General features: G+C 71.4%; 13 protein-coding genes. 3 read left to right on the top strand and 10 right to left on the bottom strand.

The features are described 5' to 3' along the window. Positions 1 to 71 precede the first annotated feature (71 nt). Together B9O00_RS10215 and B9O00_RS10210 are read left to right on the top strand one after the other, a co-directional pair. On the top strand, positions 72 to 1742 hold the full coding sequence (locus B9O00_RS10215; RefSeq protein WP_085122533.1) for a formate--tetrahydrofolate ligase: 1671 nt from the start codon (positions 72 to 74) through the stop codon (positions 1740 to 1742). Positions 1743 to 2058: 316 nt separating this feature from the next. After that, positions 2059 to 2568: a hypothetical protein gene (locus tag B9O00_RS10210; protein WP_085122532.1), complete on the top strand. Its 510-nt coding sequence runs from the start codon at positions 2059 to 2061 to the stop codon at positions 2566 to 2568. 102 nt (positions 2569 to 2670) lie between these two features. Here B9O00_RS10210 and B9O00_RS10205 read toward each other — a convergent pair whose 3' ends face one another. The 9 genes from B9O00_RS10205 to B9O00_RS10165 all read right to left on the bottom strand — a co-directional run bounded on the left by B9O00_RS10205 (position 2671) and on the right by B9O00_RS10165 (position 12282). Then, complete coding sequence (locus tag B9O00_RS10205; RefSeq protein WP_085122530.1) at positions 2671 to 3594, bottom strand: aminotransferase class IV; 924 nt, start codon at positions 3592 to 3594, stop codon at positions 2671 to 2673. 77 nt (positions 3595 to 3671) lie between these two features. Next, positions 3672 to 4691 carry an ABC transporter ATP-binding protein gene (locus B9O00_RS10200; RefSeq protein WP_085122528.1) on the bottom strand — a complete coding sequence of 340 codons (1020 nt, stop codon included), beginning with the start codon at positions 4689 to 4691 and terminating at the stop codon, positions 3672 to 3674. Next, positions 4688 to 5725: an ABC transporter ATP-binding protein gene (locus B9O00_RS10195; RefSeq protein WP_085122527.1), complete on the bottom strand. Its 1038-nt coding sequence runs from the start codon at positions 5723 to 5725 to the stop codon at positions 4688 to 4690. Before B9O00_RS10195 ends, B9O00_RS10200 begins: the two co-directional genes overlap by 4 nt. 10 nt (positions 5726 to 5735) lie before the next feature. Beyond that, positions 5736 to 6581: an ABC transporter permease gene (locus tag B9O00_RS10190; protein ID WP_085122525.1), complete on the bottom strand. Its 846-nt coding sequence runs from the start codon at positions 6579 to 6581 to the stop codon at positions 5736 to 5738. A gap of 2 nt (positions 6582 to 6583) precedes the next feature. Beyond that, on the bottom strand, positions 6584 to 7597 hold the full coding sequence (locus B9O00_RS10185; protein WP_085122523.1) for an ABC transporter permease: 1014 nt from the start codon (positions 7595 to 7597) through the stop codon (positions 6584 to 6586). Positions 7598 to 7673: 76 nt separating this feature from the next. Next, on the bottom strand, positions 7674 to 9275 hold the full coding sequence (locus B9O00_RS10180) for an ABC transporter substrate-binding protein (protein WP_089229589.1): 1602 nt from the start codon (positions 9273 to 9275) through the stop codon (positions 7674 to 7676). A gap of 84 nt (positions 9276 to 9359) precedes the next feature. Beyond that, on the bottom strand, positions 9360 to 10403 hold the full coding sequence (locus B9O00_RS10175; RefSeq protein ID WP_085122520.1) for a transketolase family protein: 1044 nt from the start codon (positions 10401 to 10403) through the stop codon (positions 9360 to 9362). Next, a complete protein-coding gene (locus B9O00_RS10170) occupies positions 10400 to 11281 on the bottom strand; it encodes a transketolase (RefSeq protein ID WP_085122519.1) in 882 nt (293 codons plus the stop codon). The genes B9O00_RS10175 and B9O00_RS10170 overlap by 4 nt, the downstream gene beginning before the upstream one ends. A 233-nt stretch (positions 11282 to 11514) precedes the next feature. Beyond that, positions 11515 to 12282: a GntR family transcriptional regulator gene (locus B9O00_RS10165; RefSeq protein ID WP_200808464.1), complete on the bottom strand. Its 768-nt coding sequence runs from the start codon at positions 12280 to 12282 to the stop codon at positions 11515 to 11517. Positions 12283 to 12390: 108 nt separating this feature from the next. On the opposite strand from B9O00_RS10165, the gene otnK reads away from it, so the two are divergent. Next, the gene (gene otnK, locus B9O00_RS10160) at positions 12391 to 13668 is read left to right on the top strand and encodes a 3-oxo-tetronate kinase (RefSeq protein WP_085122516.1); all 1278 of its coding nucleotides are present in this window, start codon (positions 12391 to 12393) and stop codon (positions 13666 to 13668) included. A gap of 31 nt (positions 13669 to 13699) precedes the next feature. Here otnK and B9O00_RS10155 read toward each other — a convergent pair whose 3' ends face one another. After that, complete coding sequence (locus B9O00_RS10155) at positions 13700 to 14980, bottom strand: aminotransferase class III-fold pyridoxal phosphate-dependent enzyme (RefSeq protein ID WP_085122515.1); 1281 nt, start codon at positions 14978 to 14980, stop codon at positions 13700 to 13702. Positions 14981 to 14990: the final 10 nt, after the last annotated feature.

The raw sequence follows: 14990 nt of genomic DNA, 5'->3' as shown, positions 1-14990 counted from the left end.
CGCCTCGGGCTAGCGTCCCGCGCCGTTGCCATTTCGAAGCAGCGCGAGACCAGACAGGGAGAGGCAGGACCATGGCCAGCGACATCGAGATCGCCCGCGAAGCGAAGATGCAGCCGATCGCGCAGATCGCCGCGAAGCTCGACATCCCGAGCGAGGCGGTCCTGCAGTACGGCCATCACAAGGGCAAGATCTCCTTCGACTTCATCCAGTCCCTGAAGGACCGCCCGGACGGCAAGCTGGTGCTGGTCACGGCGATCAACCCGACGCCGGCCGGCGAAGGCAAGACGACGACTACCGTCGGCCTCGGCGACGGCCTCAACCGGATCGGCAAGAAGACCGCGATCTGCCTGCGCGAGCCCTCGCTCGGCCCCTGCTTCGGCGTCAAGGGCGGGGCGGCCGGCGGCGGCTACGCCCAGGTCGTGCCGATGGAGGACATCAACCTCCACTTTACCGGCGACTTCCACGCCATCGGCGTCGCGCACAACCTGCTCTCGGCGCTGATCGACAACCACATCTACTGGGGCAACGAGCTCGGCATCGACCAGCGCCGCATCGCCTGGCGCCGGGTCGTCGACATGAACGACCGCGCGCTGCGCTCGATCGTCAACTCGCTCGGCGGCACGGCCAACGGCTTCCCGCGCGAGGACGGCTTCGACATCGTCGTCGCCTCGGAGGTCATGGCGATCCTCTGTCTGGCCACGGACCTCAAGGACCTGACCGAGCGGCTCGGCCGCATCGTCATCGCCTACACCCGCGACAAGAAGCCGATCCTGGCCTCCGACCTGAAGGCGCACGGCCCGATGGCCGTGCTGCTCAAGGACGCGATCATGCCGAACCTGGTACAGACGCTGGAGAACAACCCGGCCTTCATCCACGGCGGCCCCTTCGCCAACATCGCCCACGGCTGCAACTCGGTGATCGCGACCAGGACGGCGCTGAAGCTCGCCGACTACGTCGTCACCGAGGCCGGCTTCGGCGCCGACCTGGGCGCCGAGAAGTTCTTCGACATCAAGTGCCGCAAGGCCGGCCTGAAGCCGAACGCCGCGGTCATCGTCGCGACGGTGCGCGCGCTCAAGATGCACGGCGGCGTCGCCAAGGAGGACCTCGGCAAGCCCAACCCGGCGGCGGTCCGGAAGGGCGCGGCCAATCTGCAGCGCCACATCGCCAACGTGAAGAAGTTCGGCGTGCCGGTCGTCGTCTCGATCAACAAGTTCACCGCCGACACCGAGGAGGAGATCGCCGCGGTCAGGGAGGCGGCTTCCGCCCAGGGCGTCGAGGCGCTGCTGGCCAACCACTGGGCCGAGGGCTCGGCCGGCATCGAGGCGGTCGCGCGCAAGGTCGTCGAGCTGGTCGAGGCCAAGGTCGACCAGTTCGCGCCGCTCTACCCCGACGAGATGCCGCTGTGGGACAAGATCCGCACCATCGCGACCTCGCTCTACGGCGCCGACGAGATCCAGGCCGACAAGACGACCCGCACCCGCATCAAGGAGCTGCAGGAGGGCGGCTACGGCCACCTGCCGATCTGCATGGCCAAGACCCAGTACTCCTTCTCGACCGATCCCAACCTGCGCGGTGCGCCGAGCGGCCACTCGGTGACGATCCGCGAGGTGCGCCTCTCGGCCGGCGCCGAGTTCGTCGTCGCGATCTGCGGCGACGTCATGACCATGCCGGGCCTGCCGCGGGTGCCCTCGGCCTTCAGCATCAAGCTCAACGACGAGGGCCGGATCGAGGGTCTGTTCTGACCGCCGGCGGCGCGGCCGGACCGCGGCGCGGCGGCGCGCGGCTCCCGGCCGCGCACCGAAGGCGCGGCGCGGACCTCTCACCGGCGCGGGAACTCGCGCGACAAGTGTTTGAGATGTCGCAGTTCCCCCTTCATCCCTTGTAAACCTTATGGGGCTAGGTGTACGACGACATCACTGTTCCGGATCGAGGGGATCTCTCATGCTCCGTTGGGTCGGACGTGCCGTATCGGCTGCCGCCTTCTGTGCTTTCGCCGCGGGTTCCGTGGCCAGCGCCTCCGCCGCCAGCAACGATCAGCAGGCCCGAGGGAACGCGACCATGCCGCTGCAGCTGCAGGCGGTCATCGTCTCCGGCGCCAAGCCGATCCCGCGCAACGTCAGCTTCATGCTCGAGCGCGTCGACCAGGGCCGCCGGGAGACCGTCGCCAACCTGACCGGCGGCGTCGCCAACGTCGACGTCAAGCCCGGCCGCTACAGGCTGACCACCGCCTACGGCGCCACGGTGATCGAGGAGGACCTCGACGTCCGCTCGGCCAAGGACCTGCCGCACGAGGTCAACCTCAACGCCGGCGAGATCGGCCTCAACATGATCCCGCACGTCGGCGGCAAGCCGCTCCAGACGCCGATCGACTGGCAGATCCTCAGCTATCGCAAGAACTACCAGGGCAAGCGCGACGTGATCTTCTCGGCCAACGCCGCCGAGACCGAGGTCGTGCTGCCGGCCGGCTGGTACATGGTCCATGCCCAGCAGAAGGGCGGCAAGCTCAGGAAGCACGTCATCGAGGTCACGGCCGGGACGCGCTACAACTACACGCTGGTGCGCGACTGACGCGCTCCGGCGGCGCGCCGCGGTAGCGGCGCCGAGGCACGACGACGGCGGCGAAGCCCGGGGCTCCGCCGCCGTTTTCTTTTGCCGCCGCCGTCGTTCCGCTCAGGCGCCGTAGTCGACCGGCGTGCCGAGCCAGCCGGCCTCCTTCTTCGACCAGTAGAGATCCTTCAGCCGCCGGGTCAGCGGGCCGGGCGTGCCGTCGCCGACCGGGATGCCGTCGAGCCGGGTGACCGGCATGACGCCGCCGGCCGTGCTGGTGATGAAGATCTCGTCGGCGCCGCGCACCGCCTCGACCGGCACGGCCTCGGCCGTGACCGCGATGTTGGTCTCGGCGCAGAGCTCGATCACGGTGCGCCGGGTCATGCCGTCGAACACGCCCGCGTCCGGCGTCACCAGCCGGCCGCCCTTGCGCACGAAGACGTTGAAGCCGGGGCCCTCGGTGATGTTGCCGGCGCCGTCGATCAGCACCTCCAGGTCGCAGCCCGCGTCGTAGGCCTCGAACAGGCCCAGGGTCAGGTCGATCCAGTGGAAGTTCTTGGTCCGCGGGTCGACCGACTTCGGCGAGATGCGCTCGATCGAGGAGATGTGCAGGTTGAGCCCGGTCTTCTGCTGCTCCGGGTCGGCGATCCAGACGAAGGGCACGGCGAAGGCGTAGAAGGTGTTGACCGCGGTGCGCGGGTCGCGCGAGCCCTTGGGCGTGAGGCCGCGCGTGCAGGTCATCTGCAGGAAGGAATCCTGCAGGCCCGACAGCCGCACGCACTCGATCAGGATCTCGCGGATCCGCTCGCGCGCGTAGGGCGCCTTCAGCCTGAGCGCCGCCATGTTGCGCTCGAAGCGCTCCAGGTGGTCGTCGAGCCGGAAGATCCAGCCCTTCCAGACGTTGGTGACGTCGTAGGTCGCGTCGGAGCGCGACAGGCCGCGGTCGAGCACCGAGATCTTGGCCTCGCCGATCGGCACGAAGCGGCCGTCGATGAAGGCGGCGCCGCCGAGGAAGGCCTCCGGGCTGAAGTCCTGACTGCTGTCCATCGAGGGCTCTCCTTGGGTTCGGCCTTGCACGAGAGGAAGACGGGGCACGAGGGGAAGAGGGGCGGGGCCGTCCCGGCCTAGGGCGTGGCCGCCGCCGGCGGCTCCGGGAAATGGCAGGCCACGCGATGCCCGGACTCGCCCTGTTCGGCCAGCGCCGGCTCCTCGCGCGCGCAGATCCCCTGCGCCTTCCAGCAGCGGCTGCGGAAGCGGCAGCCCGAGGGCGGATTCAGCGGGCTCGGCACGTCGCCCTGCAGCACGATGCGCTCGCGCGCCCGCTCGCGCCGCGGATCCGGCAGCGGCACGGCCGACAGCAGCGCCTGGGTGTAGGGGTGCAGGGCACCGCCGTAGAGCGCCTCGGCGTCGGCGATCTCGACGATCTTGCCGAGATACATGACGGCGACCCGGTGCGAGATGTGCCGGACCACCGAGAGGTCGTGGGCGATGAACAGATAGGTGATGCCGAGCAGCTGCTGCAGCTCCTTCAGCAGGTTCAGCACGCCGGCCTGGATCGAGACGTCGAGCGCCGAGACCGGCTCGTCGAGCACGATCACCTCGGGATTGAGCGCCAGCGCCCGCGCGATGCCGACCCGCTGGCGCTGGCCGCCGGACAGCTCGTGCGGATAGCGCCGCGCGTGCTCGGGATCGAGCCTGACCAGCTCCAGCAGCTCGGCGACGCGCGCCCGGCGCTCGGCCGGGCTCATGGCGGTCAGGCGCAGCGGCTCGGCGATGATCCGCTCGATGCGCTGGCGGGGATGCAGCGAGGCGTAGGGGTCCTGGAAGACGATCTGCAGGTGCTGGCGCAGGGCGCGCATCTCCTCGCGCGGCACCGGCGCGATGTCGCGGCCCTTGAAGCGGATCGCGCCGCCGGTCGGCTCGATGAGCCGGACGATGCAGCGGCCGAGGGTCGACTTCCCGCAGCCCGACTCGCCGACCAGGCCGAGGGTCCGGCCGGCCGGGATCTCGAACGACACGCCGGCGACCGCGCGCACCCGTGCCGTCACCCGGTCGAAGAGCAGGCCGCCGCGCACCGGGAAGTCCTTGACCAGCCCGTCGACCGCCAGCGCCGGCGTCCCGGCAGCGGGGGAGGCCGCGGTCATGGGCCGACCGCCTTCCTGGCAGGCGCCTTGTCGAAGGGCACGACGATGCCGCCCTCCGGATCGTCGAGCCGCTCGGCGAAGTGGCAGCGGGTCTCGACCGCGCCGACCTGGCGCAGCAGCGGCTCCTCGCTGCTGCAGCGCGCTTCGGCGAGCGGGCAGCGCGGATGGAAGGGGCAGCCGCTCGGCCGGCTGGTCAGCGAGGGCGGCGCGCCCTCGATCGGCTGCAGGCGCTCCTGCCGGACGTCGAGCTTCGGGATCGAGGCGAGCAGGCCGCGCGTGTAGGGGTGGCGCGAGCGGTAGAAGACGTCGTCGACCTTGCCCTGCTCGACGACCCGGCCGCCGTACATCACGGCGATCCGGTCGGCGGCGCCGGCGACCACGCCGAGGTCGTGAGTGATCAGCACCAGGCCAATGCCGAGGCGCTCGCGCAGCTCCTTCAGCACCTCCATGATCTGCGCCTGGACCGTCACGTCGAGCGCCGTCGTCGGCTCGTCGGCGATCAGCAGGTCGGGGCTGTTGGCGACCGCCATGGCGATCATCGCGCGCTGGCGCATGCCGCCGGAGAACTCGTGGGGGTACTGGCGGACCCGGCGCTCCGGCTCGGGGATCGAGACCAGGGCCAGCAGCTCGACGGCGCGCGCCATCGCGGCCTTGCGCGACAGGCCGGGATTGTGCAGGCGCAGCGCCTCGGCGACCTGCGCGCCGATCGTCAGCACCGGGTTCAGCGAGGTCAGCGGGTCCTGGAAGATCATCGCCATGCGCGCGCCGCGGATCGCGCGCAGGCCCTTCTGCGGCATGCCGACCAGCTCCTGGCCGCGGAAGCGCACCGAGCCGCCGATGCGGGCGCTCTTCGGCGTCAGCCCCATGGCCGCCAGCATGGTCACCGACTTGCCCGAGCCGGACTCGCCGACGATGCCGAGCACCTCGCCGGGCGCCACCGTCAGGTCGACGCCGGCGACGGCGTCGGCGCTCGCGGCGCCGCGGCCGAAGGTGACCTTGAGGCCGGCGATCTCGAGCAGGGGCTGCTGGCTCATGCCCGGTGCCTCAGACGGTGCGCGGGTCGAGCATGTCGCGCAGCCCGTCGCCCAGGAAGTTGAAGCCGAGCACGACCGCCAGGATCGCCATGCCGGGGCCGAAGGCGATCCACCAGGAATAGAAGTGCGTCGCGCCGTCGGAGATCATCGAGCCCCACTCCGGCGTCGGCGGCGTGGCGCCCAGGCCGATGAAGCTGAGCGAGGCGGCGAGCAGCACGACCTGGCCGAAGTCCATGGTCGCGTTGATCATCACCGGGGTCCAGCAGAGCGACAGGATGTGCACGACCAGGAGGCGCGTGCGCGAGGCGCCGCAGGCGACCGCGGCCTCGACGTGCTCGCGCTCCTTGACCTCCAGCACCTGGGCGCGCATCAGCCGGGCGTAGACCGGCCACCAGACGATGACCATGGCGATGGCCGCGTTCTTCAGGCCCGGGCCGAGCGAGGCCGCGACCGCCATCGCCAGCAGGACCGGCGGGAACGACAGGGTGATGTCGACGAGGCGCATGATCGCGGCGCCGAACAGGCCGCCGAAGAAGCCGGAGAGCGCACCGAGGAAGGAGCCGGCCGCGACCGCGCTGGCGACCACGACCAGGGCGATCGGCAGCGAGTGTCGGGCGCCGGCCAGGGTGCGGGTCAGCACGTCGCGGCCGAGCGCGTCGGTGCCGAGCCAGTGCGCCAGGCTCGGCGGCTGCAGGCGCCGGGCGACCATGTCGAGCGGGTCGTAGGGCGCCCAGAGATGGAAGGTCAGGGCGACCAGCACCCAGAAGGCGACGACCGCCGCGCCGACGATCAGCGGCAGGGTCAGCCACTGCGGGCGGCGCCAGGTCCGGGCGAGGATGCCGTCGCTCGCCGCCATGGTCAGCCCAGCTTGATCTTCGGGTTGGCGAGGGCATAGGCGACGTCGGTCACCAGGTTGGCCAGCAGGAAGGCCAGGGCGCCGATGATCGTGACGCCGACGATCGCCGGGTAGTCGAGCGCGCGTGCCGATTCGACGGCGTAGGAGCCGATCCCGGGCCAGGAGAAGATCGCCTCGGTCAGCACCGCGCCGGTGATCAGGTAGGCGAAGGAGTAGCCGATGATGGTCAGCGTCGGGATCAGCGCGTTGCGCAGCGCGTGGTGCAGCAGGACCCGCAGCTCCGCCGCGCCCTTGGCGCGCGCGGTCAGCACGTAGTCCTGGTTCAGCACGTCGAGCATCGAGGCGCGGACCAGCCGGGAGATGATGCCCATCACCGCCCAGCCGAGCACGAAGGCCGGCAGGATCAGGTGGCCGAGCGCCTGCAGGAAGGTCTGGAGGTCGCCGGCGATCAGCGCGTCGACGGTGAACATGCCGGTGACGAAGGGCGGCGCGGCGGTGCGCGCGTCGAGCCGCCCGGCGCCGGGCAGCCAGCCGAGCTGGACCGAGAAGAGGTAGAGCAGGATCAGGCCGGACCAGAAGACCGGGATCGACGAGCCGATCAGCGCGAAGAAGCGGGCGCCGTGGTCGGCCGCCTCGTTGCGCTTGTGCGCGGCCAGGACGCCGAGGCCGATGCCGCAGCCGGTGCCGACGATCATCGCGGCGACGACCAGCTCCAGCGTCGCCGGCAGCCGGTCGGCGATGTCCTCGCCGACGCCGCGCTTGGTGCGGAACGAGGTGCCGAGGTCGCCGGTCACCAGGTTGCCGAGATAGATGCGGTACTGGTCGGGCAGGCTGCGGTCCAGGCCCCAGCGCTTGCGCGCCGCCTCGACCACCACCTTGTTGTTCATCTGGCGCTCGGAGACGACCGAGGACAGCGGATCGCCCTTGGTGACGTGCGACAGGAAGAAGGCCACCGTCACCACGCCGAGCAGCAGCAGCGGCATCATCAGCAGTCGGCGCAGGATGTACTGCTGCATCGGTGGCCTCGGTCTGGCAACCCGGAGCGCCTCCGCGGGCCAGCCGCCGCGGAAGCGCTCCAGCGTCGCACGGCTCCTACTTCAGGGACAGTTCTGCCGTCGGCAGGTTGCAGCAGGCGCTGTAGCGGACGCCCTCGACGTTCTTGCGGTAGGCCAGCACCAGCTGCGGGCTGACCACGGGGATGATCACCCGGTCCTTGATGATCTCGAGCGCGATCTCGTGGAAGTACCCGTCGCGCTTGTCGCCGGAGGCCGCGAGGGCCTTGGCGAGCAGATCGCCCTCCTTCGGATTGAGCACCGAGGGATCGTTGGCGGCGCCGGCCCGCTTGGACCAGGCCGTGCCCTTCATCATGGCGAAGTACTGCACGTACTGGCCCGAGCCGTAGTAGTCGGGGGCGTAGAACACCGCCGTCACCGGGATGCCGTCGCCGTTGATGTGCTCGCGCCAGACCGAGAAGGTGACCGGGTTGAGGTTGAGCTTGATCTTCACCTTCGAGAGGTCCTGCTGGACCTTCTGCATCATCGTCGAGAGGTCGACGCCGTAGACGTTGATGTTCGGGAAGTAGGCGTCGAGCGTGAAGCCGTCGGCGACTCCCGCCTCCTTCAGCAGGGCCTCGGCCTTGGCGACGTCGTGGACCGGCATCGGCAGGTTGTCGGTGCCCGGGAAGCCGTTCGGGATCGGCGCCGGCTGCAGGTTGCCGTCGCCGCCCAGCGTCAGGTTGATCGTGCCCTCGTAGTCGATGGCGTAGCCGATCGCCTCGCGCACCTTCGGGGTCAGCTTGACCGGCAGGTTCTTGGCGCCGGGGCTGACCGCGACGTAGACGAAGTTGAACGACGGCACGGTCTTGATCACGACGTCGCCGCTCGAGATGTTCTTGGCGGTGTCGGGATCGATCTGCATGGCGATGTCGGCGGCGCCGCTCTCCAGCATCTGCGCCTGGCTGACCGCATCCTTGGTCTGCTTGATGACGATCTCGCCGACCGCCGCCTTCTTGCCCCAGTAGTTGTCGTTGCGCTTCAGGCGCAGCTCGTCGTTCGGGCGGTAGGACTCGAGCACGAAGGGACCGCCACCGGCCGAGTTCTGCAGGAACCAGCTCTCGGCCGTGTCGGTCGAGTCCGCCTTGTCGCTGTCGTTGGCGCCGTGCTGCATCGCGACGTCGCTGTTGGTGACGCCGGTGTAGGGCGCGGTCAGCACGCCGAGGAACTCGGAGTTCGGCGCGTCCAGCTTGACGACGACGGTGTGGGCGTCCGGGGTCTCGATGGCGGTCACGCCGTCCATCATGAAGGACGGGCCGCTCTTCATGTGCTTGAGCCGCAGCCAGGACCACTTGACGTCCTTGGCCTCGACCGGCGAGCCGTCGGAGAAGGTCGCCTTGGGGTCGAGGTGGAAGGTGAACTGCGTCTGGTCGGCGTTGATCTCCCACTTGGTCGCGAGCGCCGGGACGATGGTCTTGTTGTCCGGGGCCAGGTCGACCAGCCGCTGGTAGACCGAGCTGATGTAGATCTGGCAGGTGTCGCAGAACGCCCGGGCCGGATCGAGCGAGTCGAGATCCATGTCGCGGGCGATCACCAAGGTGTCGCTGCCCGCGGCCTCGGCGCTGGCGATGATGCCGCCGGTCTGGGCCAGCCATCCGCCCGCCGCCAGGGCGACGGCGAAGACGCTGCCCGTCAGTGCCATCCGTCGTGTCTTCTTCACGATTCCACCTCCCATTTTCCCCTCCAGGTTTCCCCGGCGGGCGTCCGCCGAGGCGTTGCAGCCAGGCTAACGGTGTGGCGCGTCCAGCAGGGCGCGGGCCGTCTCGGCGATGCCGGCGGCATCGAGCTTGAAGTGCGCGTAGAGGGCGGCCGGCGGACCGACCGGCACGAACTGGTCCTCGACGCCGTGGCGCTTGAAGGGCAGGCGGTCGAGCTCGACCAGGACCTCGGCGATGGCGCTGCCCAGGCCGCCCATGACGTTGTGCTCCTCGACGCTGAGGATCGCGCCCGTCTCGGCCGCGGCCGCGCGGATCTCCCCGGCGTCGAGTGGCTTGATCGTGTGCATGTCGACGACGCGGACCGACACGCCTTCGGCCTCGAGCAGCGCCGCGGCATCGAGGCTCGGCCGCACCTCGGCGCCGGTCGCGACGATCGTCAGGTCCCGGCCCTCGCGCAGCCGGGTCGCCCTGCCGAAGCGGAAGTCCGCCGGCACCTCGGCATAGACCTCTGGATCGCGGCCGCGGCCGAGGCGGATGTACATCGCCCCGGGATGGTCGAGGCTGGCGCGCAGCACGGCCCTCAGCTGGTTGGCGTCGGCGACGCAGACCACCGTCAGGTCGGCGATCGTGCGCATCATGCCGAGGTCCTCCAGGGCATGGTGGCTGGTGCCGTAGAAGCCCATCGACAGGCCGGAGTGGTGGCCGACGACGCGCACCGGCATGCGCGGATAGGCGCAGTCGGTGCGGATCTGCTCGGCGCCGAGCAGGGCGCAGAACGAGGCGAAGGTCGCGGCGAAGGGCAACTGGCCGCAGGAGGCGAGGCCGGCCGCGGCGGTGATCATGTTCTTCTCGGCGATGCCGAAGTCGAAGAAGCGCTCCGGGTGCCGCGCCTTGAACTCGACCGTACGGTTGGCCGAGGCGAGGTCGGCGGTCAGCACGACGATGCGCGGGTCGCTCACGGCGAGCTCCGCCAGCTCCTGGCCCAGCACGAAGGCCGGCATCGCGGCGGCCGGCGTGCCCTTGACCGAGCGCGCGTCCTTGAGCTCCGGCGTCGGGGTCGTGCCGGTGAAGATGTCGCTCTGGTCCTGGGAGCCCTTGGCGGTCGCGCTCATCGGACCAGCTCCGGCGCCAGCGGCTGCAGGCCGGCCTCGAGCTCGGCGACGACCTCGTCGTAGTCGCTGCCGACCAGGTTGCCGACGTGCCAGTTGAGGCTCAGCTCCATGCGCTTGACTCCGCGCCCCTTGATGGTGTCGGCGACGATCATCCGCGGCGCGCCCTCGCCGACCGGCGGCAGGGCGTCGAAGGCCGAGAGGATCGCCTCGACGTCGTGGCCGTCGATGCGCGTCACCTGCCAGCCGAAGCTCTCGAAGCGCTTCTCGATCGGCTCGACCTGCATGACCTCCTCGGTCGTGCCGTCGATGCACAGTCGGTTGCGGTCGACGATCGCGACCAGGCCCTGCAGGCGGTAGTGGGCGGCGGCCATCGCCGCCTCCCAGACCTGGCCCTCGTGCAGCTCGCCGTCGCCGAGCATGCAGTAGACCCGGAAGCTGCGCTGCTGGACCCGGGCGCCGAGCGCCATGCCGAGGGCGATCGACAGGCCGTGGCCGAGCGAGCCGGAGCTGAAGTCGATGCCCGGCACCTTCTTCATGTCCGGATGGTCGCCGAACGGGCTGCCGAACCGGGTGTAGTTGTCGAGCAGGCCCTTGTCGAAGTAGCCGAGGTCGGCCAGCACCGGGTAGAGGCCGATCGCGGCATGGCCCTTGGACAGCACGAAGCGGTCGCGGTCCGGCCAGCCGGGCTGCGCCGGATCGATGCGCAGCTGGGCGTAGTAGAGCGCGGCCAGCAGCTCGGCTGCCGAGAAGGTGCTGGAATAGTGGCCGGCGCCGGCGATCCGCGACAGGCGCACCGTCTCCAGGCGGATGAACTTGGCCCGTTCGGCCAGGAAATCCGGCGAGACGTTGTGTCCGCTTCGAGCCTGCGAACCCTGCATTCCGGCTGTGCCTCCACCCTGACGCCCGGTCCGGCCGCGGCGGGCCGGTACCGGCTTCCCTGTCTGGCTCCGTGGCGCGTCCGCTTCTCGTCTCGGGTCGCGCCCTGCTGCGGGCGCGACGGCGCGGCCATCGTCAGCCAATCTGATATATCATATATCTAATCGGCGAACGGGCCGTCCTGTCAAGCGGCGAGGCTCGGCCGGCGGCTCTTCGGCGTCGGGGCGGGAGCGGGCTACCGCTTCGCGCTGCCGCCTGCGGTCGCGCCCTCGGCCTCTTCGAGCTCGCGCAGGTGCCTGACCAGGTTCTTGCCGCCCTCGAACAGGTCCTGTCGCACCGCCTCGCGCAGGTGATAGGCATCGCGCCGCTCCAGCGCCTCCAGGATCACCTCGTGCTGGTGCCGGTCGGCATAGACCGGCCGGGCGTGCGGGTAGAGGTCGTTGAGCAGCGGGCCGACCTGCATCCAGAGGCTCTCCAGGATCGAGATCACGACCGGCAGGTTCGAGCGCCAGTAGAGGCCGAAGTGGAAGTCGAAGTTCTCGTCCAGCGCGGCCCGGAAGTCGCCGCGGCGCTCGGCCTCGATCAGCCGCTCGTGGGTCGCCGCCAGGGTCGCGACGGCGGCGCGGTCCATGAAGGGCAGGGCGCGCTCGGCGGCCAGCGGCTCGAGGTGCAGCCGGACGTCGCGGATCTCCAGGTATTCCGGCAGGCTGAGCCGCTTGACCCGCACGTAGTGGCGCGGCTTGAGCTCCAGGGCGCCGTCGCGGACCAGCTGGAAGATCGCCTCGCGCACCGGCGTCTCGCTGGTGCCGAGCCGTCGGGCCAGGTCGCGGATCTTGAGCCGCTGGTCGGGCAGCAGCTCGCCGCGCATGAGCTGGCGGCGCAGCACGCGGTAGACCTGGTCGGCGAGGCTGGGGCCGCCGAGCAGCGGCGCCGGGCGCCCGCCCGCGCGCGCCGGCTCTTCGTGCGCCGCCGCCTCGTCGCGCTCCAGCTGCAGCTCTTCCACGCCCGTCCGGCTCCCTGCGGGAGCGGCGCCGGGCCGCATGCCCGGCTCGCCGCCGATCTCCGCTGCATGATATACCAGATCGACGGAACAAGCAGCGCCCGCCCGCCCATGACCCAGCCCCTGCTGTTCGGCGCTATCGCCGACGACCTGACCGGCGCCGCCGAGCTGGCCAGCCTGCTGGTCGCCGGCGGCGTCGCCTGCCCGCTGCTGACCGGCCCGGCGGCCGTCGCGCGACTCGAGGCGCCTGCCGTGGTGATCGGCCAGAAGTCCCGCACCGCACCGGCCGCCGAGGCCGTCGCGATGACCGCGCGCGCCGCCGAGGCGCTGCTGGCCCGGCAGGCGCGGCAGCTCTTCTTCAAGTACTGCGCGACCTTCGATTCCACGGCCGAGGGCAACATCGGCCCCTGCGCGGACCGGCTGATGGCGCTGACCGGCAGCGACCGGACCGCCTTCTGCCCGGCCTTCCCCGAGGTCGACCGCACGGTCTACCAGGGCCATCTCTTCGTCGCCGAGCAGCTGGTCTCGCGCTCGCCGAAGCGCTTCGACCCGCTGACGCCGATGACCGAGCCGGACCTCGTCCAGGTCCTGGCCGCCCAGACGGCGCAGCGCGTCGGCCTGCTGCCCCATGCCCTGCTGGCGCACGGCGCCGAGGCGGTGCGGGCCCGGGTTGCGGCCGAGGTCGCGGCCGGCGTCGCCTACTTCGTCACGGACGGCATCGACGAGGCGGACCTGCGGCAGGTGGCGGCGGCGACGGTCGACTGGCCGCTGATGACCGGCGGCTCCTCGGTCGCGGTCTACTATCCGGCGCTCTGGCGCAGCCGGGGCTGGCTGGCGGAGACGGGCGCACCGCCGCCGCTGCCGGCCGTCGCCGGCGGCGCCGCGGTGCTCGCCGGCAGCTGCGCGCCGCGGACGCTGGAGCAGCTCGATGCCTTCGCCGGCAAGCATCCGCTGCTGCAGCTCGACCTCGCCGCGCTCGCCGCCGACGAGGCGCGCCTCGGGCCGATCGTCGAGGCGCTCTGCGCCGCCGCGGCCCGCGGGCCGGTCGCCGTCGCCACCTCGGCGGGGCCCGAGGCGGTCGCGGCGATCCAGCAGAGACTGGGCATCGCCGGCGCGGCGGCGCTCGCCGAGCGGGTGCTGGGACGCTGTGCCGAGGCCCTGCTGGAGTCCGGCGTGCGCCGCTTCCTGGTCGCCGGCGGCGAGACCTCCGGGGCGGTCGTCGGCGCGCTCGGGCTGGACCTGCTGACCGTCGGCGCCTACCGGGGGCCCGGCATCGGCCGGGCCGTCGCCGAGACGCCGAGGCACGGCCGGGTCGCGCTCTGCCTGAAGTCGGGCAAGCTCGGTCCCGTCGAGATGTTCGAGCGGGTGCTGGGCGAGATGGCCGCCTGAGCCGCCGCCCGGGAAACCGAAGGGCGAGGCCTCAGCCGAAGCGGGCGGCGACGGCCGCGAAGGCGGCGTCGGTCGCCTCCAGGGCCCGGTCGATGTCGGCCGGCCGGTGCGCCGCCGAGAGGAACATGTTGTGCCAGGGGTGCAGGTAGACGCCGCGCCGCACGGTCTCCGAGGTGAAGAGGTTGCCGCGCTCGAAGTCGCTGTCGCCCTCGAAGAGGATCAGCGGCATCTGGGCCGGGCCGCTCTGGCGGAGGCCGACGCCGTGGGCCGCGGCCTGGGCGGCGAGGCCGTCGCGCAGGCGCTGGCCCATCGCCGCCATCTGCGCGATCCCGCCACCGTCGCGCAGCTTGCCGATCGTCGCGATCGCCGCCGCCATGGCGACGGCGGTGCACCAGAAGGAGCCGGTGACGAAGATCTCGCTCGCTGCGGCGCGGAAGGCGTCGCTGCCGGTGACCGCGGCCAGGGCATAGCCGTTGGCGATCGCCTTGCTCCAGGCCGAGAGGTCGGGACGCACGCCGAGCGGCTCCCAGCTGCCGGCGATGTCCAGCCGGAAGCCGGCGCGCACGTCGTCGAGCACCAGCGCGGCGCCGCTCGCGTCGCAGAGCGCGCGCGCCTTGCGGGCGAAGGCCGGGGCGGCGAGCTCCTGGTCGCGGCGGGCGTCGTGGCGGAAGGCCGTCGCCAGGATCGCCGCCAGGTCGTCGCCGGCCTCCTGCGCCGCCGCCTCCAGGCTGTCGGGGTCGTTGTAGTCGTAGTGCAGGATGTGGGCGCGGTCCTCGGCCGTGACGCCGGCCAGCGACGGCGTGCACCAGGGCACGGCGCCGTGATAGGAGCCGCGTGCGACCAGGATCTTGCGCCGCCGCGTCGCCGCCCGCGCGATGGTCACGCAGGTCGTCGTCGCATCGGTGCCGTTCTTGGAGAACAGCGCCCAGTCGGCGTGGGCGACGGTGCCGACCAGCAGCTCGGCGAGCTCGACCAGCAGCGGCGAGGGGCCGTTCATGATGTCGCCGAGCCTGGCTTGGGCGGCGGCCGCGGCATCGACGTCGGGATCGCGGTAGCCCAGCACCATCGGCCCGAAGCCGCACATGAAGTCGAGGTACTCGTTGCCGTCGGCGTCCCACAGGCGGCAGCCCTCGGCGCGCCAGAAGAACTGCGGGAAGGCCGCGGGCAGGCGCGCGGCGTTCATGTGTCCCCACATGCCACCGGGGATCACCTTGCGGGCCCGCTCGCGCAGGGCCCTGTCCTGGTCGCGCGGCGGCGCCTCGCTGCCGGAGCCGCCAGCCTCGTTCTGCTGTCCTTGCGGAAGCGCACTCATCCCCGTCACC

Origin of the sequence: Tistlia consotensis USBA 355, assembly GCF_900177295.1 — a bacterium.
GTDB classification, from domain to species: Bacteria; Pseudomonadota; Alphaproteobacteria; order Kiloniellales; family DSM-21159; genus Tistlia; species Tistlia consotensis.
Note: the sequence above shows the minus strand (reverse complement) of the source record. Positions and strands in the feature narration are given on the sequence as shown.

Excerpts from the sequence above, each read along its gene's own strand:
- B9O00_RS10215 (WP_085122533.1), top strand. The coding sequence starts at position 72 with ATGGCCAGCGACATCGAGATCGCCCGCGAAGCGAAGATGCAGCCGATC.
- B9O00_RS10210 (WP_085122532.1), top strand. The coding sequence starts at position 2,059 with ATGCCGCTGCAGCTGCAGGCGGTCATCGTCTCCGGCGCCAAGCCGATC.
- B9O00_RS10205 (WP_085122530.1), bottom strand. The coding sequence starts at position 3,594 with ATGGACAGCAGTCAGGACTTCAGCCCGGAGGCCTTCCTCGGCGGCGCC.
- B9O00_RS10200 (WP_085122528.1), bottom strand. The coding sequence starts at position 4,691 with ATGACCGCGGCCTCCCCCGCTGCCGGGACGCCGGCGCTGGCGGTCGAC.
- B9O00_RS10195 (WP_085122527.1), bottom strand. The coding sequence starts at position 5,725 with ATGAGCCAGCAGCCCCTGCTCGAGATCGCCGGCCTCAAGGTCACCTTC.
- B9O00_RS10190 (WP_085122525.1), bottom strand. The coding sequence starts at position 6,581 with ATGGCGGCGAGCGACGGCATCCTCGCCCGGACCTGGCGCCGCCCGCAG.
- B9O00_RS10185 (WP_085122523.1), bottom strand. The coding sequence starts at position 7,597 with ATGCAGCAGTACATCCTGCGCCGACTGCTGATGATGCCGCTGCTGCTG.
- B9O00_RS10180 (WP_089229589.1), bottom strand. The coding sequence starts at position 9,275 with ATGGCACTGACGGGCAGCGTCTTCGCCGTCGCCCTGGCGGCGGGCGGA.
- B9O00_RS10175 (WP_085122520.1), bottom strand. The coding sequence starts at position 10,403 with ATGAGCGCGACCGCCAAGGGCTCCCAGGACCAGAGCGACATCTTCACC.
- B9O00_RS10170 (WP_085122519.1), bottom strand. The coding sequence starts at position 11,281 with ATGCAGGGTTCGCAGGCTCGAAGCGGACACAACGTCTCGCCGGATTTC.
- otnK (WP_085122516.1), top strand. The coding sequence starts at position 12,391 with ATGACCCAGCCCCTGCTGTTCGGCGCTATCGCCGACGACCTGACCGGC.
- B9O00_RS10155 (WP_085122515.1), bottom strand. The coding sequence starts at position 14,980 with ATGAGTGCGCTTCCGCAAGGACAGCAGAACGAGGCTGGCGGCTCCGGC.